The 25,473-nt window shown below is 70.1% G+C and carries 25 protein-coding genes; 21 read left to right on the top strand and 4 right to left on the bottom strand.

The window, feature by feature from the left end; genetic code table 11:
* Positions 1-106: 106 nt before the first annotated feature.
* Positions 107-1,195: a DUF5667 domain-containing protein gene (locus DMP23_RS31195; RefSeq protein ID WP_337823283.1), complete on the bottom strand. Its 1,089-nt coding sequence runs from the start codon at positions 1,193-1,195 to the stop codon at positions 107-109.
* Between the two features lie 97 nt (positions 1,196-1,292).
* On the bottom strand, positions 1,293-2,003 hold the full coding sequence (locus DMP23_RS31200) for a sigma-70 family RNA polymerase sigma factor (protein WP_199818095.1): 711 nt from the start codon (positions 2,001-2,003) through the stop codon (positions 1,293-1,295).
* 281 nt (positions 2,004-2,284) lie between these two features.
* On the opposite strand from DMP23_RS31200, the gene DMP23_RS31205 reads away from it, so the two are divergent.
* From DMP23_RS31205 to DMP23_RS31215, 3 genes are read left to right on the top strand one after another with little or no spacing between them, the layout of a single operon-like run.
* Positions 2,285-3,790, top strand: coding sequence for an AMP-binding protein (locus DMP23_RS31205; protein ID WP_337823284.1), 1,506 nt, complete (start codon positions 2,285-2,287; stop codon positions 3,788-3,790).
* A 22-nt stretch (positions 3,791-3,812) separates the two neighbouring features.
* On the top strand, positions 3,813-4,028 hold the full coding sequence (locus DMP23_RS31210; RefSeq protein WP_037818910.1) for a glutaredoxin family protein: 216 nt from the start codon (positions 3,813-3,815) through the stop codon (positions 4,026-4,028).
* Between the two features lie 58 nt (positions 4,029-4,086).
* On the top strand, positions 4,087-5,643 hold the full coding sequence (locus DMP23_RS31215; protein ID WP_337823285.1) for a molybdopterin-dependent oxidoreductase: 1,557 nt from the start codon (positions 4,087-4,089) through the stop codon (positions 5,641-5,643).
* A 29-nt stretch (positions 5,644-5,672) separates the two neighbouring features.
* On the opposite strand, the gene DMP23_RS31220 is transcribed toward DMP23_RS31215, so the two are convergent.
* Entirely contained in the window at positions 5,673-6,341 is a 669-nt protein-coding gene (locus DMP23_RS31220) for a hypothetical protein (protein WP_337823286.1), read from the bottom strand.
* A 1,037-nt stretch (positions 6,342-7,378) separates the two neighbouring features.
* On the opposite strand from DMP23_RS31220, the gene DMP23_RS31225 reads away from it, so the two are divergent.
* The 12 genes from DMP23_RS31225 to DMP23_RS31280 all read left to right on the top strand — a co-directional run bounded on the left by DMP23_RS31225 (position 7,379) and on the right by DMP23_RS31280 (position 18,304).
* Entirely contained in the window at positions 7,379-8,167 is a 789-nt protein-coding gene (locus DMP23_RS31225; RefSeq protein WP_337824466.1) for a redox-sensing transcriptional repressor Rex, read from the top strand.
* Positions 8,168-9,481, top strand: a complete 1,314-nt coding sequence (locus tag DMP23_RS31230) for a glutamyl-tRNA reductase (RefSeq protein WP_037818840.1) — start codon at positions 8,168-8,170, stop codon at positions 9,479-9,481.
* Complete coding sequence (gene hemC / locus DMP23_RS31235; RefSeq protein WP_037818841.1) at positions 9,482-10,429, top strand: hydroxymethylbilane synthase; 948 nt, start codon at positions 9,482-9,484, stop codon at positions 10,427-10,429.
* 82 nt (positions 10,430-10,511) lie between these two features.
* Complete coding sequence (locus DMP23_RS31240; RefSeq protein ID WP_037818842.1) at positions 10,512-12,044, top strand: uroporphyrinogen-III synthase; 1,533 nt, start codon at positions 10,512-10,514, stop codon at positions 12,042-12,044.
* Between the two features lie 93 nt (positions 12,045-12,137).
* On the top strand, positions 12,138-13,109 hold the full coding sequence (hemB, locus tag DMP23_RS31245; protein WP_081685024.1) for a porphobilinogen synthase: 972 nt from the start codon (positions 12,138-12,140) through the stop codon (positions 13,107-13,109).
* Between the two features lie 20 nt (positions 13,110-13,129).
* On the top strand, positions 13,130-13,699 hold the full coding sequence (locus tag DMP23_RS31250; RefSeq protein ID WP_238603460.1) for a hypothetical protein: 570 nt from the start codon (positions 13,130-13,132) through the stop codon (positions 13,697-13,699).
* The gene (locus DMP23_RS31255) at positions 13,699-14,169 is read left to right on the top strand and encodes a hypothetical protein (protein ID WP_337823287.1); all 471 of its coding nucleotides are present in this window, start codon (positions 13,699-13,701) and stop codon (positions 14,167-14,169) included. Before DMP23_RS31250 ends, DMP23_RS31255 begins: the two co-directional genes overlap by 1 nt.
* Positions 14,170-14,218: 49 nt before the next feature.
* Entirely contained in the window at positions 14,219-14,557 is a 339-nt protein-coding gene (locus DMP23_RS31260) for a hypothetical protein (RefSeq protein ID WP_037818917.1), read from the top strand.
* Positions 14,558-14,621: 64 nt separating this feature from the next.
* Complete coding sequence (locus DMP23_RS31265) at positions 14,622-15,869, top strand: efflux RND transporter periplasmic adaptor subunit (RefSeq protein WP_337823288.1); 1,248 nt, start codon at positions 14,622-14,624, stop codon at positions 15,867-15,869.
* Positions 15,866-16,564: an ABC transporter ATP-binding protein gene (locus tag DMP23_RS31270; protein ID WP_337823289.1), complete on the top strand. Its 699-nt coding sequence runs from the start codon at positions 15,866-15,868 to the stop codon at positions 16,562-16,564. Before DMP23_RS31265 ends, DMP23_RS31270 begins: the two co-directional genes overlap by 4 nt.
* A complete protein-coding gene (locus tag DMP23_RS31275; RefSeq protein ID WP_134734117.1) occupies positions 16,561-17,763 on the top strand; it encodes an ABC transporter permease in 1,203 nt (400 codons plus the stop codon). The genes DMP23_RS31270 and DMP23_RS31275 overlap by 4 nt, the downstream gene beginning before the upstream one ends.
* 7 nt (positions 17,764-17,770) lie before the next feature.
* Positions 17,771-18,304 (top strand): DUF5666 domain-containing protein, encoded by a 534-nt coding sequence (locus DMP23_RS31280; RefSeq protein WP_134663677.1) that lies wholly within the window; start codon positions 17,771-17,773, stop codon positions 18,302-18,304.
* Here the strand turns inward: DMP23_RS31280 and DMP23_RS31285 are convergent.
* Entirely contained in the window at positions 18,301-18,786 is a 486-nt protein-coding gene (locus DMP23_RS31285) for a TspO/MBR family protein (protein WP_370318148.1), read from the bottom strand. The two genes, DMP23_RS31280 and DMP23_RS31285, sit on opposite strands and share 4 nt — an antisense overlap.
* Positions 18,787-18,916: 130 nt before the next feature.
* Here DMP23_RS31285 and hemL point away from each other — a divergent pair, with 130 nt between their 5' ends.
* The 6 genes from hemL (at position 18,917) to ccsB (ending at position 25,424) form a co-directional block, all read left to right on the top strand.
* Positions 18,917-20,221 (top strand): glutamate-1-semialdehyde 2,1-aminomutase, encoded by a 1,305-nt coding sequence (gene hemL, locus DMP23_RS31290; protein ID WP_037818849.1) that lies wholly within the window; start codon positions 18,917-18,919, stop codon positions 20,219-20,221.
* Entirely contained in the window at positions 20,218-20,844 is a 627-nt protein-coding gene (locus DMP23_RS31295) for a histidine phosphatase family protein (RefSeq protein WP_009071997.1), read from the top strand. The genes hemL and DMP23_RS31295 overlap by 4 nt, the downstream gene beginning before the upstream one ends.
* Positions 20,841-21,422, top strand: coding sequence for a TlpA family protein disulfide reductase (locus DMP23_RS31300; RefSeq protein ID WP_037818850.1), 582 nt, complete (start codon positions 20,841-20,843; stop codon positions 21,420-21,422). The genes DMP23_RS31295 and DMP23_RS31300 overlap by 4 nt, the downstream gene beginning before the upstream one ends.
* A gap of 631 nt (positions 21,423-22,053) precedes the next feature.
* Complete coding sequence (locus DMP23_RS31305) at positions 22,054-22,827, top strand: cytochrome c biogenesis CcdA family protein (protein WP_134663678.1); 774 nt, start codon at positions 22,054-22,056, stop codon at positions 22,825-22,827.
* Positions 22,824-24,428, top strand: coding sequence for a cytochrome c biogenesis protein ResB (gene resB / locus DMP23_RS31310; protein WP_238603459.1), 1,605 nt, complete (start codon positions 22,824-22,826; stop codon positions 24,426-24,428). The genes DMP23_RS31305 and resB overlap by 4 nt, the downstream gene beginning before the upstream one ends.
* 3 nt (positions 24,429-24,431) lie before the next feature.
* A complete protein-coding gene (gene ccsB, locus DMP23_RS31315) occupies positions 24,432-25,424 on the top strand; it encodes a c-type cytochrome biogenesis protein CcsB (protein ID WP_037818853.1) in 993 nt (330 codons plus the stop codon).
* Positions 25,425-25,473: the final 49 nt, after the last annotated feature.

The following is a 25,473-nucleotide window of genomic DNA, read 5'->3' on the forward strand; positions in this document are numbered from 1 at the left end:
CCGCTAGGGGTTGCGTTCCGGGGTGACGCACGTCGCGGCCGACTGTCCGTGAAGGGCTCATTGAGGGAATCTGATTCCCTCAATGAGCCCTTCACGGACCTTGGCGTCAGCCGATGACGATCGGCGGGAGTCCGGGCAGCAGCGGCGGGATCGAGACGACTGGCGGGGGTGCGGGCCGGGTTGGGATCCGGGGTGTGGTCGGGGCGGTGATCGGCGGCGGGACGCTCGGCGGGACCGGCGGGTGCGGGATCTGGGGCGAGGTCGGCGTCGGCGTCGGCGTGCTCGAGGCGCTCAGCGTCGGTGACGAGACCGAGCGCACCGGTAGCGGGGAGTCCGTTGGCGGGACGCTCGTCCCCGCAGCAGGCGGCGGGCTGGTCGGCGTGGAGCCGCCGGGTGACAGCGGTTGCTGGGTGCACGCGCCGCGCGCCGGGAGGAGGCCGAGTTCGTCCGTGGTGCCGGTGGTGATCTGGTAGCAGCTCAGCCGCGAGCCCAGCGCGGAAGTCCGCTGCTGTACCCGGTCGAGCAGGAGGCGTGCCTGCTGGAGATCCGCGAGGGCGGACGCCGGGACGTCGGCCTGCTCCGACTCCAGTTGCCGCGACTGGCTCTGCGCCCACGATTCCAGTGACGTCAGCCGCGTGCGGTTGCCGCTCGTCGTCGCCAGTTCGGTGAGTTCGGACACGCCCGCGCGGACGTCGCTGCTGAAATCGTGCAGCGCGGTTTGGTACGCCGACGGGCTGGCGTCGCTCATCCGGCCCAGTTCGGTGACGCGGTTCGCGGCGAACTTCAGGTGTTTCTCGGCCTTGGCTTCGTCGCCGAACGTCAGGCCGAGCGACGTGACCTCGCCGGCGCGCTTCACGCTGTACAGCGCGTCTCCGGGCAAGGCATCTCGCGAAAGCAGCAGCGTGAGCCCGCCAAGGCCGAGGATCAGCGCGATGCCCGCGGCGGCGAGGTCGGCCATTCGCGGCCGCCACCGGCGGCGGGGGAGCGGTTCGCCGATGCGGCCTTCGATCTCGGCGCGGATCCGGGCTCGGGTGGCGGGATCGGGGGCTCCGGCTTGGCCCAGTTCGCGCAGGGCGCCGACCAGTGCCAGCTCTTCGGCGAATTCTTCCGGCCGCTGTCCGGGGGAAGCATCGATCGCGTCGTCGAACCGTTCGCTCTCGGTCCGACCACGCGAAAACCACCCGGGCACGCCCACGGTGCTGCTCCGTCTCCACCCAACGCCCGGCCCTGACCGCCGGTCTGGGTGAGAAACGATTAAGAAGCCGAAAAAGTTACGGCTGTTCGTTGAACGATCAACGCAAGCCGGTGGGCAGCAGCTGCGCGAGCCGCCGGACCGCCCGGTGCTGCAGTGCCTTCACCGCGCCCTCGTTGCGGTCCATGATCTGCGCGGTCTCCGCGACCGACAGCCCCTGGAGGAACCGCAGCACGATGCATTCGCGCTGGTCCTCGCCCAGTTCGGCGACGCAGCGCAGCAGTTCGGCCCTGGTCGCGCCCGCGATCGCCTGCTGTTCGGGCCCGGCCTGGGCGACCGGGCCGACCGGTCCGCCGGGCACGCCGCCCGGTTCGGCGACCTCGTCGGTGACGACCTCGAGCCGGAACCGGCTGGACTTCACGTGGTCGAGGATCAGGTTGCGGGCGATGGTGACGAACCACGCGCCGACGTCGCGGCCCTGGTAGCTGACCGACGTGATCCGGCGCAGCGCGCGCAGGAAGGTCTCGCTGGTGACGTCCTCGGCCAGGTCGCGGTCGCCGAGGCGGAAGAGCGCGTAGCGGTAGACGACGTCGACGTACCGGTCGTACAGCTGGCCGAACGCGGAGGACTCGCCCGCCTGCGCGGCCCGCACCAGTTCCCACGCCTCGGCCTTCGCGACCTCGGCGGGATCCGGTTCGGCGTCGGCCTTGGGCAGCGGCACGGCGGCCGCGGGCGAGCCGAACACGCGGTCGGCGAACATCGAGACCGGACCGCGGTGCGGTGCGGCGGACAGGGTGATCGGACGGCTCATCGGGCGGCACCTCCGGCGGTCCCTGGTGCGGCCGGGCGCGTACCCGAGGGCGTGCGGGCGTGCCTCGGCGCGTGTTCCACACCCTCGTGGACCGGCGGCTTCGGCACGACGACTCCCTTGCTCGGGTCACCCGGTAGTGATCAACGCCACCCGGCGACGCAGTGCAGCATACGTGTTGTTACCGCGAAGTAGGTAGTGTCCCGGTCAGGCAGAGGTGCGACGATCGCGCAGCATCCCCATTACGGGTGACAAGATGACGAATCCGCAACGGAACGAGAGGGGTGGGGGTGGACCGGATCAGCACCGCCCACGGCGTCGCCGGCCTGCTCGCCGATGCGGCCAGCCGCTGGCCGGATCGCACAGCGATCACCGAGACGGGCACGGGTGCCACGCTGACCTGGCGAGAGCTCGACGACGCGGCGCACGCGCAAGCACGCCGGCTGGTGTCCTCCGGCGTCGCGCCGGGCGACCCGGTGGTGCTGCGGCTCCCGACGTCGGCTGACTTCGCGGTCGCCCTGTTCGCGGTGCTGCGCGCGGGCGCAATCGCCGTCCCGCTCTCTCCGCAGGCCCCCGCACCCGAACTGGAACGGCTGCTCGAGCACTGCGGCGCGAAACGCGTGGTGCAGCGCGACGACGCCGAGCTGCCCGACGGCATCGCCGGACTGCCGCCGCGCAGCGACGAGCCGGGCGACGCGGTCGACCTCGGCCGTTCCGGCGAGGACATCGCGGTCATCTCGTACACGTCCGGCACGACCGGTCCGCCGCGCGGAGTGCTGCTGTCGCACCGCGCGCTGCTGGCGAACCTCGATCAGCTGTCCCAAGTGGACGGAGTGACCGAGCACGACGACCGGGTGCTGGTGTCGATCCCGCTCTTCCATGTCTACGGTCTCGGCCCGGGCCTGCTCATGGCCACGGCGGTCGGCGCGACGTTGGTGCTGTCCGAACGCTTCGAAGCCCGGCGGACGCTCCAGGACTGCGCCGAGCATGGCGTCACGGCGATCACCGGCGTGCCCGCGATGTACAACGAATTCGCCGCGCTCGACCCCGAAGAACTGGCGCACGGGCTGGCGACCGTGAAACGGCTGACGTCCGGTGCCGCGCCGTTGCACCCCAAGGTGCTCGCGGCGATCCGCGAAGCCGCGGGGGTCGACGTGTACGAGGGCTACGGGCTCACCGAATGCGCGCCGGTGGTGACGTCGACGCTGGTCACCGGCTATCCGAAGCCCGGATCGGTCGGACGTCCGCTGCCCGGCATCGAGCTGCGGCTGGTGGAGTCGGACGGGTCCGCGGACGAGTTGCCGCTCGACCCGGAGGAGCCGGACGACGTGTTCGAGGCAGGCGGCAGCACCGGGCTGGTGTCGGTGCGCGGTGCCAACCTCTTCTCCGGGTACTGGCCGGACGGCGCGCACGGTCCGGACGCCGAGGGCTGGTTCCGGACCGGCGACGTCGGCTACCTCGACTCCGACGGCGATCTGCACCTGGTCGACCGGGCCAACGACTTGATCATCGTCAACGGCTTCAACGTCTTCCCGCACGAGGTCGAGGAAGTGATCTCGCAGCTGCCCGGGGTGGCTGAGGCGGCCGTCGTGGGCGTGGTCGACGAGCGCAGCGGCGAAGCGGTGAAGGCGGTCGTGGTGCCTGCCGAGGGCGCGGCACTGTCGGAGCAGCAGGTGGTGGACCAGTGCACCGCGCATCTCGCCGGGTACAAGGTGCCGCACACCGTCGAGTTCGCCGAGACGCTGCCGCATTCGGCGACCGGGAAGCTGCGCCGGCTGAAGCTACGCTGATCCTGTGCACAAAGTGACCGTGATGAGTCGCGAAGGATGCCACCTGTGCGACGTGGCCGAGGCGGACGTCGCGCGGATCTGCGGCGAGCTGGGCGTGCCGTGGGAGACCGCGGACGTCGACAGCGACCCGGAATGGCGGGCCGAATACGGCGACCAGGTGCCGGTGATCCTGATCGACGGGGTCGAGCACGGGTACTGGCGCGTCGAGGAAGAACGGCTGCGCGCGGCACTGCGGTAAGCAACCCGTAAGCGCTTTGAACGGGCCGGACTCGCCCGGACCCGCCGAAGATGGTGGGGTGAGTGCGTTGAAAGAAGCCCCGCCGACCGTGCGGCCGCGCCTGTCGCTGGGCATCGCGACCTTCATCGGGCTGGTCTCGCTGGCCGTCGCGCTGGGCGTGGGGCATCTGATTGCCGGATTTGTCGGGTACAACGCGTCGCCGTTCGTCGCGGTCGCGGACTTCGTCATCGCGCACAGCCCGCACGCCGTCGTGGTGTGGGCGGAGCAGACGATCGGGACCGCCGACAAGACCGTGCTCAAGATCGGCCTGGCTGTGGTGCTGCTGGCGTTCGCGGTGCTCGCCGGACAGCTTTCGCGCCGCCGTGCGCTGCCCGGCCAGCTGCTGGTGGTCGTGGTCGGCGCGTTCGGGATCTTCGCGGTGTTCGAGCGCACGGACGTCGGACAGCTCGCGTTGCTGTCTCCGGTGCTGGCACTGGGCGCTTCGCTGCTGGTGTTCAGCTGGCTGCACAAACGCGCGCTGCCTGCGGAAACCGAGCCGCAGCAAGGGCTCAGCCGTCGCCAGGTCCTTCAGCGCGGCGCGGGAATCGCGGCCGGCGCCGGGGTGGCGGCGATCGTCGGCGAGGTCGTGTCCACCACCAGCAGCGCGACCGGTTCGCGCGCGTCGATCGGTCCGCTGGTCGCCGCGAAGAAGGCCCCGCCGCTGCCGCCGGACGCGGATTTCCACAAGCTCGGCTCGCCGCCGTTCATCACGCCGAACGGCAGTTTCTACCGGATCGACACCGCGTTCGTCGTGCCGCAGGTGCGGGCCGAGGACTGGACTCTCAAGATCCACGGCATGGTCGACCGCGAGGTGAGCTTTTCCTACGCGGACATCCGGAACCGGCCGCTGATCGAGCGGACGGTGACGCTCACCTGCGTCTCCAACGAGGTCGGCGGCGACCTGATCTCCACCGCGAACTTCATCGGCGTCGACCTGGTCGACCTGCTGGACGCGGCGGGCGTGCAGGCGGGCGCGCAGCAGATGTACGCGACCAGCGTCGACGGCTTCACCTGCGGCACCCCGGCCAACGTCGCGCTCGACCCGGCGCGCGGCGCGATGCTCGCGATCGGCATGAACGGCGAGCCGCTGCCGGTCGAGCACGGCTTCCCGGCGCGGATCGTGATCCCCGGGCTGTACGGCTACGTCTCGGCGACCAAATGGGTCACTGACCTGGAGTTCACGACCTGGGACGCGCGGCAGGCGTACTGGCTGCAGCGCGGCTGGGCGGAACAGGCCCCGATCAAGACCGAATCGCGAATCGACGCACCGGGCGACGGCACGTCGGTGCGCGCGGGCAAGGTCCGCGTCGCGGGGACGGCGTGGGCGCAGCACGTCGGGATCGCGAAGGTCGAAGTGCGCGTGGACCAGGGCGCGTGGGTCCCGGCGACGCTTTCGGCCGAGGTCAACAAGGACACGTGGCGGATGTGGTGGGCCGAGGTGCCGGTGCCGCCGGGCAGCCACACGGTGACGGTGCGGGCGACGGACCAGTCCGGGTACACGCAGACCGACCATCCTGCGGACCCGGTGCCGGACGGTGCGACTGGATGGCACAAGGTGCCGTTCACCGCGGTGTGAACCCAGACCTGCGAAGAGCCGGGACAGCCTCAGGCGTGGTGCCCGCCGCTAGCTGATGCGGGCGGAGGCAGTTGGCGGCTGAGCGCGTCGGCGAGCTGGTGCAGGTCATTGAGAGCCGGTTCGATGCGAGCGAGGTCCATGCGACCGTCTGCCCACGTCCACAACTGGCCCGCGACAAGCCGGAACGGCTGGCGGTGTGTGGTGACCCAGCTCCGGACCTGCGGGGCGAGGTCGGCAGGCACCCCCTCGACCGCCCAACTCCGATCGAAGTCCGAACCGCCGCTGGAGCTGGTCTTGAGGCCATGGGCCAACTGCCCGAGCATGCCGCGCGGCCGGACGGTCAGGTCTGGTGCCGCCCCAGGTAACTGGAGGGCGAAGACCTGGGTGAACTGCCGCTCGGCGCGATCGCTTGACTCAGCGTCGTCATGGCCAAAGACGGCGCTGTACTCGAACGACGTGAATTCGCGATCGCCGTTCGTTCCGGTGACGACGTGCCAAGCCCGAGGACGCCGCCCATCGTTGAACGGGTACCCGTGACAACGGCCGAGAAGGTCGCGGTCCCGCTCTTGGTAGGCCCAACCACGCTCGGCCGCCGCGGCGGCGTACTGGTCGCGGCGTTTGCGGTAGTTGCGGAAGTACCAGTACGCGTAACCGCCGATCAAAACTACGGAAGGGATGCCTAGCAGCCACTGACTCACGAGTTGCTCCCGAACAAGGTGATGGTTGGTGGCTGTTATCCCGGCAACGACTGGATAACTTAGCCGCTACCCGAAGGGGTTGCGTCTTAACGCGGGTGCGGGCGTGCCGCAGCTTGCGGCTGCTGAGTCTGCCTCGCAGCTGGTTGGTGCCGCTGGCCGTTTGGACGGGCCGATGGCGAGGCAACTGAAGATCGTCATCGGAAGTGCGCTTACAGGCGGACCGCAGGCTCCGTTGTGCTTCTGGTCATGCGGATGACCAGTGACTTTGTGCATGCGTTCACAAGTGGACTACCGTAGGAACCCGTCCCCGCGAGGACCGGCATCGAACCGGACGGAAGCCGTGGGGTCAAGGGTTGGTTTTCCACTGCCGGTCAAGGCAGGTGGGGGACAGCGCGGGCACGAAGCCGGATTGAGGAGAAGTCAGCGTGGTGACACAGCGGGGCGGGCGCAGCGGTGCCGAACCGCCGGCCACGCCTCCCCGCGACGAATCCGACGCCGCCGAATCCGCTCCGCCGACCGCGCGCCGGTCCGGTGGACGGCACGCCGCGGGCAGCCGCCGTCGAGCCACAGTGAGCGAGAACGGCTTGGCGCGCAACGGAAATTCGGCGACAGGTGCGGAGAACGGGGACGACCAGGTCGCTGGCGGTGGCGAGCACGCCGCGGGCAACGGGCGCGTCTCCGGGAACGGCCGGGCCGCGTCCAGCAACGGCCGCGCTAACCGAGCAGGCGCTGGCGAGCACGCCGAGGGCAATGGCCGTGGCAGCCGAGGGGCTCGGCAGGACCAGGTCGCTGGCGAGCATTCCGAAGGCAATGGCCGGGCAGCGTCCGGCCGCGGCAGCCGAGCGGCTGGGCAGGACCAGGCCGCCGGTGAGCACGCCGCGGGCAACGGCCGAGCCAGCCGGGCGAGCACCCGGGCCGCCGCCGAAGCCCAGGCTGAAACCCAGGTCGAAGCGGAGAGCGACGCCAAACCCCGCACCCGCCGCGCCGCCCGCACCTCCCGCCCCGCCCCGGACGCCGACAACGCGCCTACCGCCGAGATGCCCGCCGTCTCCGATGCGGAGGACGCCGCGGTCCGCGCGAAGCAGATTCCGGAGGCCGCCGTCGCCCGGCTGGCCGTCTACCTGCGGATCCTCTCCGGATTGGCCGAACAGGGCGCGACCACCGTCTCCAGCGAGGAACTCTCCGCCGCGGCGGGCGTGAACTCCGCCAAGCTCCGCAAAGACCTCTCCTACCTGGGTTCTTACGGCACCCGCGGCGTCGGCTACGAGGTGCAGGTGCTCGTCAGCCAGATCGAGCGGATCCTCGGCCTCACCCGGCAGCACCGGGTCGCCGTGGTCGGGATCGGCAACCTCGGCCACGCGCTCGCCAACTACGGCGGCTTCCCCGGCCGCGGCTTCCCGGTCGAAGCGCTCTTCGACCTCGACCCCGATCTGATCGGCGTCCCCGTAGGGGGTCTCCCGGTCTCCCACATGGACGACATTCCTCGCGTTTGCTCCGAAAGGGAGATTTCCGTGGGGATCATCGCCACACCTCCTACCGCCGCGCAGTCGGTGTGCGACAGGCTGGTAGCAGGCGGCGTCCAGTGCATCCTCAACTTCGCGCCGGTAGTGCTCCAGGTGCCGGCACACGTCGAGGTCCGCAAGGTCGACCTGGCCGTCGAGCTGCAGATCCTCTCGTTCCACGTGGCTCGGCGCGCCGACAGCGCGGCATCCGCCGGGGAAAACCGGGGGAATACCGGGTTACCCGGCGCCGGCGGGCCCGCCGACAATGGGAGCGGACGAAACGGCGCCGGTACGGACGGCGGTCTCGGAATGGTGGTGCGCTGAATGAGCGTGTTGGCGGTCGGGCTCTCCCATCGCAGTGCGGATCTCGGCACGCTCGAGCGCGCGGCGATCCCCGCGGACGAGCTGACCAAGGTCCTGCACGACCTGCAGCAGGCGGAGCACATCAGCGAGGTCATGCTCGTCTCGACGTGCAACCGCATCGAGGTCTACGCCGTGGTCGAGACGTTCCACGGCGGCGTCAACGACGTCTCGGAGGTGCTCTCCCGCAAGGCCGGGATGGAGCCCGCCGAGCTGTACGACAGCCTGTACGTGCACTACGCGGGCGCGGCCGTCGAGCACCTGTTCTCCGTCGCCTCGGGCCTCGACTCGATGGTGGTCGGCGAGACGCAGATCCTCGGCCAGGTCCGGTCCTCGTACGCGACCGCGCGCGACGCCGGCACCGTCGGCCGCACGCTGCACGAGCTGATCCAGACCACGCTGCGCGTCGGCAAGCGCGTGCACTCCGAGACCGGGCTCGACCAGCTCGGCGCGTCCGTCGTGTCCGAGGCGCTGGCCGCCGCGGGGGACATCGCGGGCAAGCACGCGCTGATCGTCGGGGCCGGTTCGATGGGCGCGCTCGCCGCCGCCCAGCTGCGCAAGGCCGGGATCGCCGAGATCACCGTGGCCAACCGCACCGAAGCCAACGCCGCCCGGCTGGCCGAGAAGGTCGTCGCGGAGGGGATCCCGGCTCGTTCGGTGCCGCTGACCGAACTCGCGGACGCGGTCGAACTGGCCGATCTCGTCGTGGCGTGCACCGGAGCGCAGGACGCGGTCTTCCTCGCCGGGCACGTGCCCGCGCGCGCCGGGCGCCGGCTGGTCGTCTGCGACCTCGGGCTGCCCAAGGACGTCGACCCCGCGGTCGCCGAACTCGCCGACGTCACCGTGGTCGACCTGGAGACGATCCAGCGCCGCATGCGCGACGCCGGAGCCCCGACCACCGAGCGGCAGACCGCCAAAGCCAACGGCATCGTGCTCGACGAGGTGCGCGAGTACCTCGCCGGACAGCGCAGTGCCGAGGTCACGCCCACGGTCACCGCGCTGCGCAGGCGGGCGGCCGAGGTGGTGGACGCGGAGCTGCTCCGCCTGGACAACCGGCTGCCGGAACTCGACAGCCAGGTTCGCGAAGAGGTCGGCCGCACGGTTCGCCGGGTGGTCGACAAGCTGCTGCACGCGCCGACGGTGCGGGTCAAGCAGCTGGCCGCCGAGACGGCCGACACCGACTACGCCAACGCGTTGCGGGAACTGTTCTGCCTCGACCCGCAGGCTCCTGCGGCCGTGGCGAGCCCGACAGCGCCGGAATCCGAGAAGAAGCGGTAAGTGACCAGAGTCATTCGCATCGGCACGCGGGGCAGCAAGCTCGCCCTCGCGCAGACCGGCATCGTCGCCGACACCATCCGCGCCACCGGGGCGGAGGTGGAGATCGTCACCGTCACCACCCCGGGCGACCTCTCCAGCGCCCCGATCTCGCAGATCGGGGTCGGCGTGTTCACCTCGGCGCTGCGGGAAGCGTTGCTGCGCAACGAGATCGACGTCGCCGTGCACTCGTACAAGGACCTGCCCACCGCGCCCGAGGACGGCCTCGTGCTGGCCGCGGTGCCGCCGCGCGAGGACCCGCGCGACGCGCTGATCGCGCGCGACGGCCTCACCCTCGGCGAGCTTCCGCCGGGCGCGAAGGTCGGCACCGGCGCGGCCCGGCGGATGGCGCAGCTGCGCGCCCTGGGTCTCGGTTTGGAAATCGTGCCGATCCGAGGCAATATCGATACCCGCATGCGCAAGGTGACCGACGGCGAGCTGGATGCCGTGGTGCTCGCGCGTGCCGGACTGGCCAGGGTCGGCCGGGTGGACGAGATCACCGAAACCCTCGACCCGATCCAGATGCTGCCCGCCCCCGCGCAGGGGGCGCTGGCGCTGGAGTGCCGGGCCGCCGACGTGGACATCGAGCACCTGCTCGCGTCCGCGGTGGACGACGAGAGCACGCGGGTCGCGGTGACGGCCGAACGGGCTCTGCTCGCCGCGCTCGAAGCCGGGTGCAGCGCGCCGGTGGGCGCGCTCGCCGAGATCGTCGAGGACCTCGACGACGAGGGCGCGGTGGTGGAACGCATCTCGCTGCGCGGCACCGCTGCCGTCGAAGGCGAGAACGGCGGCGTCGACATGGTGCGGGCGTCCGCGATCGCCGGGATCGGCGAGGCGGAGAAGCTCGGCCGGGAACTGGCCGCCGAACTGCTTGACCTGGGAGCCGGGGCGCTGCTCGGCCCCGCGCTGTGACGCCAGCCGTCACCGACCCGCACGACCTGCCCGACACCAGCGGCCGGAGCACCGGCCGCCCAAGAGGAGAAGAACACCAACGATGACCCCTGCTCGCAAGACCGCCGGGCGCGTCGCCTTCGTGGGCTCGGGCCCCGGGGACGCCGGGCTGCTCACCGTCCGCGCCCAGGAACTCCTGGCCAAGGCCGAGGTCGTGGTGACCGACCCGGACGTGCCCGCCAGCGTGCTCGCCTTCGCCGCCCCCGGCGCCGAGGTCCGCCCCGCCGTCGGCGAACCGTCCGACGTCGCGAAGGACCTGACCGCCGAGGCCAAGGCAGGCCGGCTCGCCCTGCGGCTGGTCTCCGGCGACCCGCTGACCAGCCCGGCCGTCGTGGCCGAGGTCCAGGCCGTCGCCCGCACCTCGGCCGTGTTCGACGTCATCCCGGGCGTCGCGCCGGGCACCGCGGTGCCCGCGTACGCGGGGGTCGCGCTCGGCGGCACCTACACCGAGGCGGACGTCCGCGGCGAGGTCGACTGGGGCGCGCTGGCCGCGGTTCCCGGCCCGATCGTGCTGCACGCGACCTCGGCGCACCTGGCCGAGGCGGCGAGCCAGCTCACCGAGAAGGGGCTGCCCCCGACCACCCCGGTCGCGGTCACCGCGAACGGCACCATCAACACCCAGCGCACGCTGGACACCACGCTGGCCTCGGTCGCGAACGACGCGGGCGAGCTGGTCGGCCCGCTGGTCGTGACGGTCGGGCAGGCCGCGGGGCAGCGGTCGAAGCTGTCCTGGTGGGAGTCGCGGGCGCTGTACGGCTGGAAGGTCCTGGTGCCGCGCACCAAGGAGCAGGCTGGCGAGATGGCCGAGCGACTGCGCGGCCACGGCGCGACCTCGCACGAGGTCCCGACCATTTCGGTCGAGCCGCCCCGCAGCCCGGCGCAGATGGAGCGCTCGGTCAAGGGCCTGGTCGACGGCCGCTACCAGTGGATCGTCTTCACCTCCACCAACGCGGTGCGCGCGGTGTGGGAGAAGTTCGAGGAGTTCGGTCTCGACGCGCGCGCGTTCTCCGGCGTGAAGATCGCCTGCGTCGGCGAATCGACCGCGGCGAAGGTGCGTTCGTTCGGCATCATCCCGGAGCTGGTCCCGACCGGCGAGCAGTCGTCCGAGGGCCTGCTGGCCGAGTTCCCGCCGTACGACGACGTGCTGGACCCGGTCAACCGCGTCCTGCTGCCGCGCGCGGACATCGCCACCGAGATCCTGTCGGCCGGTCTGGTCGAGCGGGGCTGGGAAGTCGATGACGTCACGGCTTACCGGACCGTCCGGGCCGCGCCGCCGCCAGCCGAGACCCGCGAGATGATCAAGACCGGCGGGTTCGACGCGGTCTGTTTCACCTCGTCGTCGACCGTGCGGAACCTGGTCGGGATTGCCGGGAAGCCGCACACGCGCACGCTGGTCGCGTGCATCGGGCCGAAGACCGCCGAGACCGCGGTGGAGTTCGGTCTGCGGGTGGATGTGCAGCCGGAGAAGGCTGACGTGCCGCATTTGGTGGACGCGCTGGCCGAGCACGCGGCTCGGCTGCGGGCGGAGGGGGCGTTGCCTCCACCGCGCAAGGCCAAGCGGACTCGGCGCAGCTGAGGTTTCGGTCCGTGAAGGGCTCCTTGAGGGAATCAGATTCCCTCAAGGAGCCCTTCACGGCTTTCGGGATGAGTGCGGGAGTACCTTGGATGTGTGTTCCCTGAGCAGCGACCCCGCAGGCTTCGTACTACTCCGGCAATGCGCAGGATGGTCAGTGAGACCACGTTGCGGCCACGGCAGCTGATCCTGCCGATGTTCGTGGCCGAGGGTCTTGACGCGCCGCGGCCGATTGCCAGCATGCCGGGCGTCGTTCAGCACACTCGCGACACTCTTCGCAAGGCCGCGGTCGAGGCGGTCAACGCCGGCGTCGGCGGGATCATGCTCTTCGGCGTTCCGGAGAAGCGGGACGCGCAGGGGTCCGGCGCGGTCGACGAGAACGGCATCCTCAACGTCGCGTTGCGGGATCTGCGCAGCGAACTCGGCGACTCCACCGTGCTGATGGCCGACACCTGCCTGGACGAGTTCACCGACCACGGGCACTGCGGCGTTCTCGACGCGGACGGCGTGGTCGACAACGACGCCACGCTCCGGCTGTACGCCGAAATGGGGGTCGCGCAGGCGGAAGCGGGCGCGCACGTGCTCGGGCCGAGCGGGATGATGGACGGGCAGGTCGGCGTGATCCGCCGGGCGCTCGACGAGGTCGGGCACAGCGAGACCGCCATTCTCGCCTATTCGATCAAGTACGCCAGCGCGTTCTACGGTCCCTTCCGCGAGGCCGTCGACTCCCAGCTCAAGGGCGACCGCAAGACCTACCAGCAGGACCTCGGCAACGCCCGCGAGGCGATGCGCGAGCTCGAACTCGACCTGGCCGAGGGCGCGGACATGGTCATGGTCAAGCCTGCACTGTCCTATTTGGACATCATCAAGGCGGCCGCCGACATTTCGCCGGTTCCCGTCGCGGCGTACAACATCTCCGGCGAGTACGCGATGGTCGAGGCGGCCGCGGCGAACGGCTGGATCGAGCGCGAGCGCACGGTGCTCGAGGTGCTCACCTCCATCCGCCGCGCGGGCGCGGACCTGATCCTCACCTACTGGGCGGCCGAGGCCGCGACCTGGCTGGACTGAGCCCGGGTAGGGTCTTTCGGGTGGCCGAGAAGGACGAGAACACCCCGAAGCCAGCCAGCGTGACCTCGGACGATCTTTCCGGGCTCACCGACGACGAGCGCCGCAAACGCGGGCGCGCGCCGGATCCGGTGCTGCCGGGGGAGACCGCGCCGAAGGCCAAGCCGCCGCTGGAGGTGCACGCCGCGTTCGTGCTCGCCATCGTGGCGGCGCTCATCATCGTGGTCGGTCAAGTAGTCCTCGTCGCGGTCAAGCAGCAGTTCGCCGACGCGATCATGAAGCAGCAGCAGCCTGGCCAAGCGATCACCCTCGAGCAGGCTCAGTCCACCGCGAATTTCTTCGTGTGGGCCATGCTGATCGGCGCGCTGTGTTACAGCGCCCTGCTTGTGCTGTTCGCCTGGAAGGCCCGCGAGGGTACGCGTTCGGCGCGCACCATCGCAGCGCTGCTGGCGGTGCTCGCCATCGTGTTCGAACTCGGGGTGCCCCGCAATGTCTACGCGCTCGCGTCGTCGCTGACGCTGGTCGTCATGCTGATCCTGCTGTACCTGCCGAAGGTCGCGGACTACTTCCCGAAGGTCGGCAAGAAGCTGTAATGGCGGTCAGGACGCTGTATTCCGAGCCCGGCGTTGGCTGGTCGGCGCTGATCTGGGGCCCGCTGTTCGCACTGCTGGGCGCGCTCGCCGAACTGGCCACCGGCGGGCCGACGCACGTGGTCGGCTGGGTGCTGATCGGCGTCGCGCTGGTCGCGCTGACCCTGCCCTGGGTTTACGCGCGGCGCCGGTTCCTTTCGCTGGAGGTCACCACCGAGGGGCTGCGGCAAGGCCGCGAGACGGTGGCCGCCGAGCGGATCGCCTCGGTGACCGACGTCGGCGCGCCGGTCGGGACGCGCGTGCTCGGCGGCGGCTGGTCGGTGCCGCGCAAGTACGACGAGTTGCCGGTCGAGCTGGACGACGGCACGGTGGTGCTCGCCTGGGCCCGCGATGTCGAAGCGCTGAAGACCGCGCTCGCGGAGCTGGCCGCGAAGAACCAACCCGAGGAGCAGGCCGATGACTCCCGGAACTGAACCCGCACGAGGGACGCGCGACGACGGCGAACCTGAAAGGCTGGATCCCGTGATCGACCTACCCCAGCCGACCGGAGCCGGGCTTTGGCCGCCGGAGGAAACCCAGCCGCAGGCGAAGCTCAACCAGCCGTGGCGCGCGTTCGTCGCGCTCGGCGAGGTCGTGGTGGCCGGATTGGCGCTGTGGGCGGCGTTCGCGCTGTGGCACGCCGGGGTCGTCACGGTCGTCACCACGGCGGGCGACGGCACGCGATTGGCCTCGGAACGGTACTTCGGCGGACATATCGCCGGGGCGCTCGGGCTCGGCACGCTGTCCGCGGTCTTGGTGGTGGACGCGGTCCGGCAATTGCTGCTCGCGGTGCGGGCGCGGCACAAAAAGAAGAAGGACTGATTACACAGCTGTCCCACAGGGAACCAACAGCTCGCTGCTAAGCGGGCCCCGCAATCTTGCGGCCATGACGCGGCTGCGCACACGAACCTGGGTGGTCAACGGAGTCCTTGTCGTGCTGCTCGGCGGCGCGGCTTTCGGGATTTACCAAGCCTTTTCGCCGGCCAGTTCGACCGCGCAGGCACAAACCCGGACCACGCCGGTCCGGCGCGCGAACGTCTCCCAGACCGTTTCGGCGGCGGGCACGATCGCGAGCACATATACCGGTGCCGCGAACTTCACGACGTCCGGCAAGGTCACGAGCATCGACGTGAAGGTCGGCGACGTCGTGAGCGCCGGGCAGAAGCTCGCCACCATCGACTCTTCCCAGGCGAGCAAACAACTTCAGGTCGCCAAGGCCAATCTCGCGGTCGCCGAGGACAACCTCACGACGGCGGAGGACAACCCGCCCGCGAACCAGACCGCGACGCAGGCGCAGAGCAGCACCACGTCGCTGCAGGCCAAAGTGGATCAAGCGCAGCTGGACGTCGACAACGCGGAATCAGCGCTCGCCGCCACGACCTTGACCGCGCCTGGTGCGGGAACGGTGACCGCGATCAACGGGACGGTCGGGCAGCAAACGGGCAGCGGGTCCAATTCCAGCAACAATTCGGCGGGAGCGTCGTCCAGTTCCAGTTCCAGCTCCGGCTCTGGTGGGCAGTCCGGGCAGCAATCCTCGTCCAGCAGCAGCACGGGCTTTATCGACATCACCGACATGGGCAGTCTCGTCGTCAATACTTCGGTGGCGGAAATTGACGTGAGCAAGGTGAAAACCGGGCAGAAAGCCACCGTGACTTTGAACGCGACGCCGGATCAACCGTTGCAGGCGACCGTTTCCAGCATTGACCTCACGCCGACCACGAGCAGCAACGTCGTCAGTTACGGCGCGAAGCTGACGTTGTCGAACCCGCCGTCGGGGCTGCGACCCGGACAGTCGGCGAGCGTCGTGATCACGGTCGCGGAAGCCGATGGCGTGCTGAGCGTTCCGGCCGCGGCGGTGCGGACCAGCGGGACGACGAACGTGGTCACCGTGGAACAGAACGGGCAGCCGGTTTCGCGTCAGGTCGAGGTCGGCGTGCGCGGAGAGTCCACTGTGGAGATCAAGTCCGGGCTCAATGAGGGCGACAGCGTGGTGCTCACCGCTGCGTCGCCGACGACGTCGAGCGGCTCCAATGGCCAGCAGCGAACGGGCGGTCTCGGCGGGTTCGGCGGCGGTCAGCAGGGTGGATTCGGCGGCGGACGCCAGGGCGGCGTCGGCGGCGGGGGCCGGGGATGAAGCCGGTGATCGCGGTCTCCGGACTGCGCAAGACTTACGGCAGCGGGGAAACCGCGGTGCACGCGTTGCGCGGGGTCGATCTGCAGGTGTGGCCGGGCGAGTACGTGGCGATCATGGGCGCGTCCGGATCCGGGAAGTCGACGCTGCTGAACATGCTCGGCTGCCTCGACACGCCCACTTCCGGCCGTTACCTGCTGGACGGGTTCTCCGTCGCCGATCTCAACGAACGCCAGCTTGCCTTGCTGCGCAACCGAAAGATCGGCTTCATCTTCCAGTCCTTCAACCTCGTGCCGCGCACCAGTGCGTTGTCCAATGTGGAATTGCCGATGGTCTACAGCGGACTCAAGCGAGGGGAGCGCCGCCGCCGTGCGCTCGCCGCGCTGGAGATGGTCGGGCTGACCGATCGGGCCAGGCATCTGCCGAACGAACTGTCCGGCGGACAGCAGCAGCGCGTCGCGGTGGCACGGGCGCTGGTCGGCGGACCAGCGTTGCTGCTCGCCGACGAACCGACCGGAAACCTCGACCACGCAAGCACTGTCGACGTCCTCGGCGTCTTCGACCGGCTCAACGCGCTCGGCCGCACGGTCGTGGTGATCACGCACGAGGACGAGGTCGCGCGGCACGCGCACCGCGTCGTGCGGGTCAGCGACGGACGGATCGTGTCGGACGAGGTCCGCACCGGGGTGGTCGCGTGAACTTCGTGGAGATCATGCGGTTCGCGGTGCGCGGTCTCGCGTCGAACAAACTGCGTTCGGTGCTCACCACGCTCGGCATCACCATCGGGGTCGCGTCGGTGATCTTGTTGGTGGCAGTGGGAAACGGTGCTTCGGCGGCGATCACCGCGAGCATTCAGGGACTCGGCACCGACGTGGTCAACGTGTCGCCGCTTCGGGGCGGCGGGCAGTCCAGCCAGGTCCGGCCGCTCACCGTGCAGGACGCGCACGCGCTGGTCGACCCGGTGGGTGCGCCGGACGTCAAGGCGGCGGCTCCGGTGGTGAACACCAGCGCGACCGCGACGTACGGGCAGACCTCCTACGACGTGTCGAGCGTCGTCGGCACCGAACCCAGCTACTTCACCACCACGAACCGGCAGATCGCCGACGGTCAGCTGTTCAGCGCCGAGGACGTGACACAGGCGCGCAAGGTCGTCGTGCTCGGGCCGACGACCGCGCAGTCGATCTTCGGCACCGCCGAGCCGGTCGGGAAGAACGTGCTGATCAACAGCATCCAGTTCACCGTGATCGGCGTGCTGCAAACGAAGGGCAGCACCGGGCTGCAGAACGCCGACGACGTCGCGATCGCCCCGATCAGCGCGGTGCAGAACTCGCTCGCCGGCTACGGCGGGCTGAATCAGATCGCCGTGCAGGCGACCAATGCCGACGCGATCGGGCTGGCGCAGGCCGAGGTCACCGCGATCCTCGACGCCCGGCACGGCATCCAGGCCTCGGCCAATCCGGACTTCCAGATCCAGAACTCCGCGCAGCTGCTGCAGACCCGGACGTCGGCGATCCAGACGTTCACCGTGCTGCTCGGCGCGGTCGCGGCGATCTCGCTGCTGGTCGGCGGGATCGGCGTCACGAACATCATGCTCGTCACGGTCACCGAGCGGATTCGCGAGATCGGCATCCGCAAGGCGATCGGCGCGCCGCGCTCGGCGATCCTCGGCCAGTTCCTCGCCGAGGCGACCATGCTGAGCCTCTTCGGCGGGTTGCTCGGCGTGCTGATCGGGGTGGTCGGCAGCCGGTTCGCCGTCGCGGGCATCCAGCCGGTCGTGGTGCCGTCGTCGATCGCGCTCGCGTTCGCGGTGTCCGCCCTGATCGGGCTTTTCTTCGGCAGTTTCCCGGCGAACCGGGCTTCGCGGCTGCGGCCGATCGACGCCCTCCGGCACGAGTAGGAGCGTCATGTCCGCGTCGACCACCCAGCCCATCCCGACCCCGCCGGAGGAACCCGCCGCGTCGCGTCCGGAAGACCTCATCGCCGAGCCCGCCGTCCAGGGCGATCTCACTGCCGAGTTGAAGCAGGTCGCCCGGCCGTTCGGCAAGCCGACGCTGGTGCTCGCCGGGTTGCTCGTGCTGGCGCTGGCGTTCGCCGGCGGCGCTTGGACGCACGCGGCGTTCGGCTCGTCGAGCGGCTCATCCAGCGCCCGTACCGCTCCGGCGGACGGACAGCAGCAGGGCGGCGGATTCGGCGGCCGCGCGGGAGGCGGTCGCGGGACGGTCGGCACCGTAGAGAAGGTCGACGGCAGCACGGTCACGGTGAAGACCGTGCAGGGCAGCGAAGTCACAGTGTCCACTTCGGACAGTACGACGGTCGGCGTGACTCAGCCGGGCAAGCTCAGCGACCTCAAACCGGGACAGACGGTGACCGTCCAGGGGCGCACCGGCACGGACGGTTCGGTGACCGCACAGGCGATCGTGGCGCAGCCGGCCCGTTAGGGAACGTCGTTGAGCGCGATGATCGCGACGTTCAGCGCAGTCGTGTAGAGCAGCCACGCCAGGTATGGCACAAGCAACAGCGCGGCGACGCGGGACCGGCGGTAGAACAACGCGATCGTCACGATCACGGTGAAATCGAGCAGCACGATGTCCACGCACGCGACCTGCGTGGAGCCGCCCGCGAAGAACAGCGAGATCCACATCAGGTTGAACAGCAGGCCGATGCCGTACGCGGCGAAGCCCTGGTTCTCGCCGTCGGTGCGCCAATACGTCCAGCCCGCGACGGCGAGCACGATGTACAGGACCGTCCACACCGGACTGAACAGCGACGAGGGCGGGGCCCACTCCGGCAGCACGTACCGGTTGTAGGCGTCCGGCGCGGTCGTCGCCGCCAGCGCGCCTACCAGTGCGATGACGCCGACCAGCCCGAAGAACACCGCGAGCATCAGCCACGGGTTCCGGCGGTGTGTGGGCGCCGTCACGTCTCCTCCATGGCTCGCCCCGTCCATGCGCGCCCATCCTAAGAGGAGTGAGGCCGGTGTGCCGGGTGGCAATCGGGTGGCAGCTTGGGCGCCGCCGACACCCGGATGGAGGATTTGCAAGACTGGGACGGTGAGCACTGGCACCGAGCAGTCCAAAGCATGGTTCGCACGCGCCAAGGCGGCCGTTCCGGGCGGGGTGAACTCGCCGGTGCGCGCCTTCAACTCGGTCGGCGGCACGCCGCGGTTCATGGTCCGCGGCGAGGGCCCGTATCTGTGGGACGCCGACGGCAACCGCTACGTCGACCTCGTCTCCTCGTGGGGCCCGATGATCCTCGGGCACGCGCACCCGAAGGTGGTGGCCGCCGCCCGCGCGGCCGCGGAGCACGGGCTGTCCTTCGGCACGCCGACGATCGGCGAGGTCGAACTCGCCGAGGAGATCATCGGCCGGGTCGGCCCGGTCGAGCAGGTCCGGCTGGTCAACTCCGGCACCGAAGCCACGATGAGCGCCATCCGGCTCGCCCGCGGTTTCACCGGCCGCGCCAAGATCGTCAAGTTCGCCGGTTGCTACCACGGGCACGTCGACGCGCTGCTCGCCGAAGCGGGTTCCGGCGTCGCGACGCTCGGCCTGCCGACCTCGCCGGGCGTCACCGGCGCGCAGGCCGCGGACACGATTGTCTTGCCGTACAACGATCTTGACGCGCTGCGGAAGTCCTTCGCGGAGAACGAGGGCCAGATCGCCGCGGTGATCACCGAAGCGGCCGCGGGCAACATGGGCGCGGTGCCGCCGGACGCTGGCTTCAACGCCGCGTTGCGGGACATCGCGCACGAAAACGGCGCGCTGCTGATCATGGACGAAGTGATGACCGGCTTCCGCGTTTCGCGCGCTGGCTGGTTCGGCCTCGAAGGCGTGGCTGGCGACCTGTACACGTTCGGCAAGGTGATGTCGGGCGGACTGCCCGCCGCGGCGTTCGGCGGTCGCGCGGACATCATGGCGAAGCTCGCCCCCGGCGGTCCCGTCTATCAGGCAGGCACGCTGTCCGGGAACCCGGTGGCGGTCGCCGCCGGTCTCACCGCGCTGCGCGAAGCGGACGACGCTGTGTACGCGAAGCTCGACGCCAACGCGAAGCGTCTCGGCGGGCTTTTCGACAAGGCGCTCAGCGAAGCGGGCGTCACGCACACAGTGCAGTTCGCGGGCAACCTGGTGAGCGTCTTCTTCACCGACAAGCCCGTACGCAACTACGCGGACGCGCAGGCCACTGAGACGTGGCGCTTCCCGGCGTTCTTCCACGCGCTCCTCGAAGCGGGCGTGTACCCGCCGCCGAGCGCGTACGAGGCGTGGTTCGTGAACGCCGCGATGGACGACGAAGCGTTCGCTGTGATCGAAGCTGCGTTGCCCGCGGCGGCGCGCGCGGCGGCTGAGGCGGTTCGCCCATGACCACCGTCGTCCACATGCTGCGGCACGGTGAAGTCCATAACCCGGAGAAGATCCTCTACGGGCGGCTGCCGAACTTCCGGCTGTCGGAGCGCGGGCAGCGTCAGGCGCTCACTGTCGCCGAAGCGGTGGCCGGGCACGACCTCGCGTACGTCGTCGCTTCGCCGCTTCAGCGCGCGCAGGAGACGGCGGCGCCCATCGCGGGCGCGCACCGTCTCGACATCGCCACTGACGAAGGCCTCATCGAAGCGGCGAACGTCTTCGAGGGCCAGCGCGTAGCCGTGGGCGACGGCGCATTGCGGCAGCCGAAAGCGTGGCCGCACCTGGTGAACCCGTTCAAGCCGTCGTGGGGCGAGCCGTACGTCGAGATCGCACACCGCATGCTCGGCGCGGTGCACCGTGCGCGCGTAAAGGCCGAAGGGCGCGAAGCGCTGTGCGTGTCGCACCAGCTGCCGATCTGGACGCTTCGCCGCTTCTTGGAAGCGAAGCGACTGTGGCACGACCCGCGGCAGCGGCAGTGCTCGCTCGCGTCGCTCACCAGCCTGGTCTTCGACGGTGAAGAGCTGCTGGAGATCGTCTACAGCGAACCCGCGGGCACCACCGACCCCAAGGTGACCGGCGCATGAAACGGCGGCTGCTCGGGATGCTGATGGCCGCCGCGCTGGTCGTGACGGGCTGCTCGACCGGCAAGGACGCGGTCGTCTCGGGCGGCACCTTCACCTTCGTCTCGCCCGGCGGCAAGGTCGACATCAGCTACCCGGAGAACGAACGGCAGAAGGCCCCGACGCTGGCCGGCGACGACCTCATGCACGAGGGCAAACAGCTCTCGATCGAGGACTTCCCGGGCAAGGCGCTGGTGATCAACCTGTGGGGCCAGTGGTGCGGCCCGTGCCGCGCCGAAGCGCCCGAACTGGAGACCGCGAGCAAGCAGATCGCCCCGCTCGGCGCCCAGGTCATCGGCCTCGACGTCCGCGACCCGGCCCGCGACGTGGCACAGGACTTCGTCCGCGACCGCGGCCTGACGTACCCGTCGATCTGGGACCCGTCCGGCCGCGTGCTGCTGCAGCTGGCGGGGTATCCGCGCAACATCATCCCGTCGACGCTGGTGCTGGACAAACAGCACCGGGTGGCCGCGGTGTTCCTGCGGCAGGTGCTGGCCTCGGACCTGGTTCCGGTGGTGCAGCGGCTCAGCGCGGAGAAATAGCGGGGGGAAGTAGCGCTCGCCGAACCCCGCGCTCTGCTCGGCCGGGGGCGCTCTGCTCGGCCCGGCGCTCCGCACTCGGCCCGGCGCCCGCTCCTCCGGGCGCTCGCTCCGCCGCACGCTCCGCGTGCGAGAGGGCGCTCCGCTCGGCCTGGGGCCCGCCCCGCCGGGTGCTCGCTCCGCGCCGGGGAGGTCCGTGAGGGGAACCCTGACGGAATCAGATTCCGTGAGGGGAACCCTCACGACCTCTCGGTCCTGCCGCGGCGCGGGCTGCGTCGCAGAGAAGTCCCCAATGCCACATCGGGTGCATGTGACGCACCCAATGTGGCGTTCGGTGCGTTGGGCGCACCCAATGTGGCGTTGGGTGCATGTGACACACCCAATGTGGCGTTCGGTGCGTCCGACGCACCCAAAGTGGCATTGGGGGTCTCCGAGCCGAGCCGTGCAGGAGGCCGTTGCCAACCCGGCGTCGCGCGTTCTTCTGCGGCCTGGCCTCCTCGTGAGTGCCTACGCCGGTTCTCACCGGCTTAGCCGCGCACGAGCACAGGACCAAGGTCCCACCCGCGCTGTGGCGTAGGTCCTGTGAGCGGGCCCCGCCCGCCTCACGTCCAGCTCACTGCCTACTCTCAAGTGCGTGAACTCCGTGTCCGAGCTGGCGCTCTCCGGGCCGCTGCTGCTCGCCGCGGGTGTCGCGCTGGTGGCCGGGGCCATCTCGTTCGCGTCGCCGTGCGTGGTGCCGCTCGTGCCCGGGTACCTCGCCTACCTCGCGGCTCTCGTCGGCGCAGACGCCCCGGCGGTGCGCGACGGCGAGGAGCGCAAGAAAGGCCGTTACGCCGTGCTCGGCGCGGCGGGGCTCTTCGTGCTCGGGTTCACCGTGGTGTTCGTCGCGACCATGGGCACGCTGGTCTGGCTCGCGAACACCTTGCTGGTCAACGAGGATCTGCTGCAGCGCATCGGCGGCATCCTGACCATCCTCATGAGCCTGGTCTTCATCGGCTGGATCCCGGGGCTGCAGCGCGAGGTCCGCTCGCACCGCGTGCCCGGCGGCGGGCTGTGGGGCGCGCCGGTGCTCGGCGCGGTGTTCGGGCTCGGCTGGACGCCGTGCATCGGGCCGACGCTCTCGGCCGTCACCAGTCTCGCCAGCGCCACCGGCGGGGCCGCGGTCCGCGGGTACGTGCTGGTGCTCGTCTACTGCCTCGGCCTCGGCGTCCCGTTCCTGCTGATCGCGCTCGGCGCCCGCTGGGCCGTGCGCGCCACCGACTGGCTTCGCCGCAACGGCCGCCGCGTGCAGATTTTCGGCGGGGTGCTGCTGATGGTGGTCGGCATCCTGCTGGTCACCGGGCTGTGGGGAGACGTCATGGGCTGGCTCCGCAACTCCGTCGCCTCCGATCTCGAGCTGCCGCTGTGACCACTACCGAAGCGCCCCCGAAGAATCCCCAGCCGTACCGGCCGTCCGCGGCCAAGCAGTTCCTGGCTTTCCTGCGCAACACCTGGCGCGGCTTGACGTCCATGCGCACCGCGCTGGTCCTGCTGTTCCTGCTGGCGCTCGCCGCGCTGCCCGGCGCGTTGCTGCCGCAGCGGCGGCTGAACGCGCCGAAGGTCGACGAGTACATCAGCGCGCACGGCTGGTGGGGATCGCTGCTCGACAAGCTGGAGTTCTACGACGTCTACTCCAGCGTCTGGTTCTCCGCGATCTACATCCTGCTGATGATCTCGCTGATCGGCTGTCTCACGCCGCGCAGCTTCGAGTATCTCAAGCAGATGCGCGCCAAGCCGGTGCTGACGCCGCGCAATCTCGCGCGCATGCCGCACCACCGGATCGCCCGCACCGCGCGCACGCCGGAGACGATCCGCGAGGACGTGCGCAAGCAGCTGTCCGGCTGGCGGCGCGTCGAGCGCGAGGAGGACGGCGGCGGGTTCAGCGTCTCGGCCGAACGCGGCTACCTGCGCGAGACCGGCAACCTGCTCTTCCACTTCGGCATGCTCGGCCTGATCATTTTCTTCGCACTCGGCAAGCTCTACAGCTACGAGGGCCAGGTCATCGTGCAGGCCAACGGCGGCCAGTTCTGCAACTCGGGCATCTACAACTACGACTCGTTCGAAGCGGGCCTGCGCGTCGACGGCACCGACCTCGACCCGTTCTGCGTGAAGGTCAACGACTTCACGGCCCGCTACACCGCCACGAACCAGGCCGACTACTACCACTCGCACATCGAGTACCAGTCCGGCCAGGACCTGCAGACCGGCACGTGGAAGCCGTACGACCTCGAGGTCAACGAGCCGCTGCGCACCGTCGGCGACCGGGTTTACCTGCTGGGCAACGGTTATTCGCCGCAGTTCACGGTGACCTTCCCGAACGGCGAGAAGCGCACCCAGAACACCCAGTGGATGTTCACCAACCCGGGGACGATGCTGTCCGAGGGCGCGACGAAGTTCGACCAGCCCGGCGTCACCGACGAGGTCCAGCGGCGCACCAAGCAGCTCGCGATCACCGGCCTCTTCGCGCCGTCCTCGTTCATCCACGGCGGCGTCCTCACCTCGACCGCGCCGCAGCTGGACAACCCGATGGTCGCCGTCGACGTGCTGCGCGGCGACCTCGGTCTCGACGCGGGCCGCGGCCAGTCGGTGTTCTCGGTCGACCAGTCCCGCGTCCAGGACGGCAGGCTCAAGCGGGTCGCCCGCAAGAACCTCGCGGTCGGCCAGGAACTGACGCTCGACGACGGCACCAAGGTCCGCTTCGACGGCGTCAACAAATGGGTCAACCTGCAGATCTCGCACGATCCGACGCAGGGCTACGTGCTCGGCTTCGCGATCGTGATGTTCGCCGGGCTCGGGGCGTCGCTGCTGGTCAAGCGGCGTCGCGTGTGGGTGCGGGTGCGGCCGGGCAAGGACGAGAGCGCGAGTACCGTGATCGAGGTCGCGGGGCTCGCGCGCACGGATCAAGCCGGATACGGCGAGGAATTCCAGCGGATCAGCGAACGGCTGGTCACGGGCCGGAAGGGCAGCTGAGGCATGGAAATCAACGAGACTCTCTCGCAGTACAGCGACCTGCTGTACACGACGACAGTGGCGATTTACGTGCTGGCGCTGCTGTTCACGCTCTTCGAGCAGGCGTTCGGCGCGAAGGGCCGTCTCGCCGCCGAGCGCAGCCGCAAGCGCGTGCTGGTCGGCGCGGGCGGACCCGACTCCGACGACGCCGCGATCGAAAACGGCGACGTCCCGGCCGAGCCCGAGGCCCCGCGCGCGGTCGGCCGCGCGGAGCGGATCGGCCGGATGGGCGCGGCGCTGCTCGTGCTGGGCGCGCTGCTGCAGCTGTCGGCGATCGTGCTGCGCGGACTCGCGGTGCACCGCGCGCCGTGGGGCAACATGTACGAGTACGGCATGGCGGTCACCTTCATCACCGTCGTCGCGTGGCTCGTGGTGATCAAGAAGTTCCCGGTCCGCCACCTCACCGGGTTCCTGCTGCTGCCCGTCGTGATCCTGATGTTCATCAACGGCACGATGCTCTACACGGTGGCCGCGCCGGTCGTGCCCGCGCTGCAGTCGTACTGGCTTTACATCCACGTGTCCGCCGCGATCATCGGTTCCGGCGTGTTCCTGGTGCCGGGCGTGGCGAGCGTGCTGTACCTCTTCCGCACCGCGCACGACCGCAACCCGGCCAAGTTCGCCGGTTTCGGCCCGAAGCTGCCCTCCGCCGACGTGCTCGACCGCATCGCCTACCGGGCCACGATCGTGGCGTTCCCGATCTTCACTTTCGGCGTGCTGTGCGGCGCGGTGTGGGCCGAGGCCGCGTGGGGCCGGTTCTGGGGCTGGGACCCGAAGGAGACCGTCGCGTTCATCGCGTGGGTCGTTTACGCGGCATACCTGCACTCCCGCGCCACCGCGGGCTGGCGCGGGACGCGCGCGGCGGTGATCAACATCGTCGGGTTCTCGGTGACGATCTTCAACCTGTTCTTCGTCAACCTGGTTACCGCCGGACTGCATTCCTACGCCGGAGTGAGCTGAGCCGGGGGTCCACCGCCCGGACCGGGCCTCGGGCGACTACCGTCGTCGC

The sequence above is a fragment of the Amycolatopsis sp. A1MSW2902 genome, from assembly GCF_017312175.1.
Classification (GTDB): Bacteria; Actinomycetota; Actinomycetes; order Mycobacteriales; family Pseudonocardiaceae; genus Amycolatopsis; species Amycolatopsis nivea.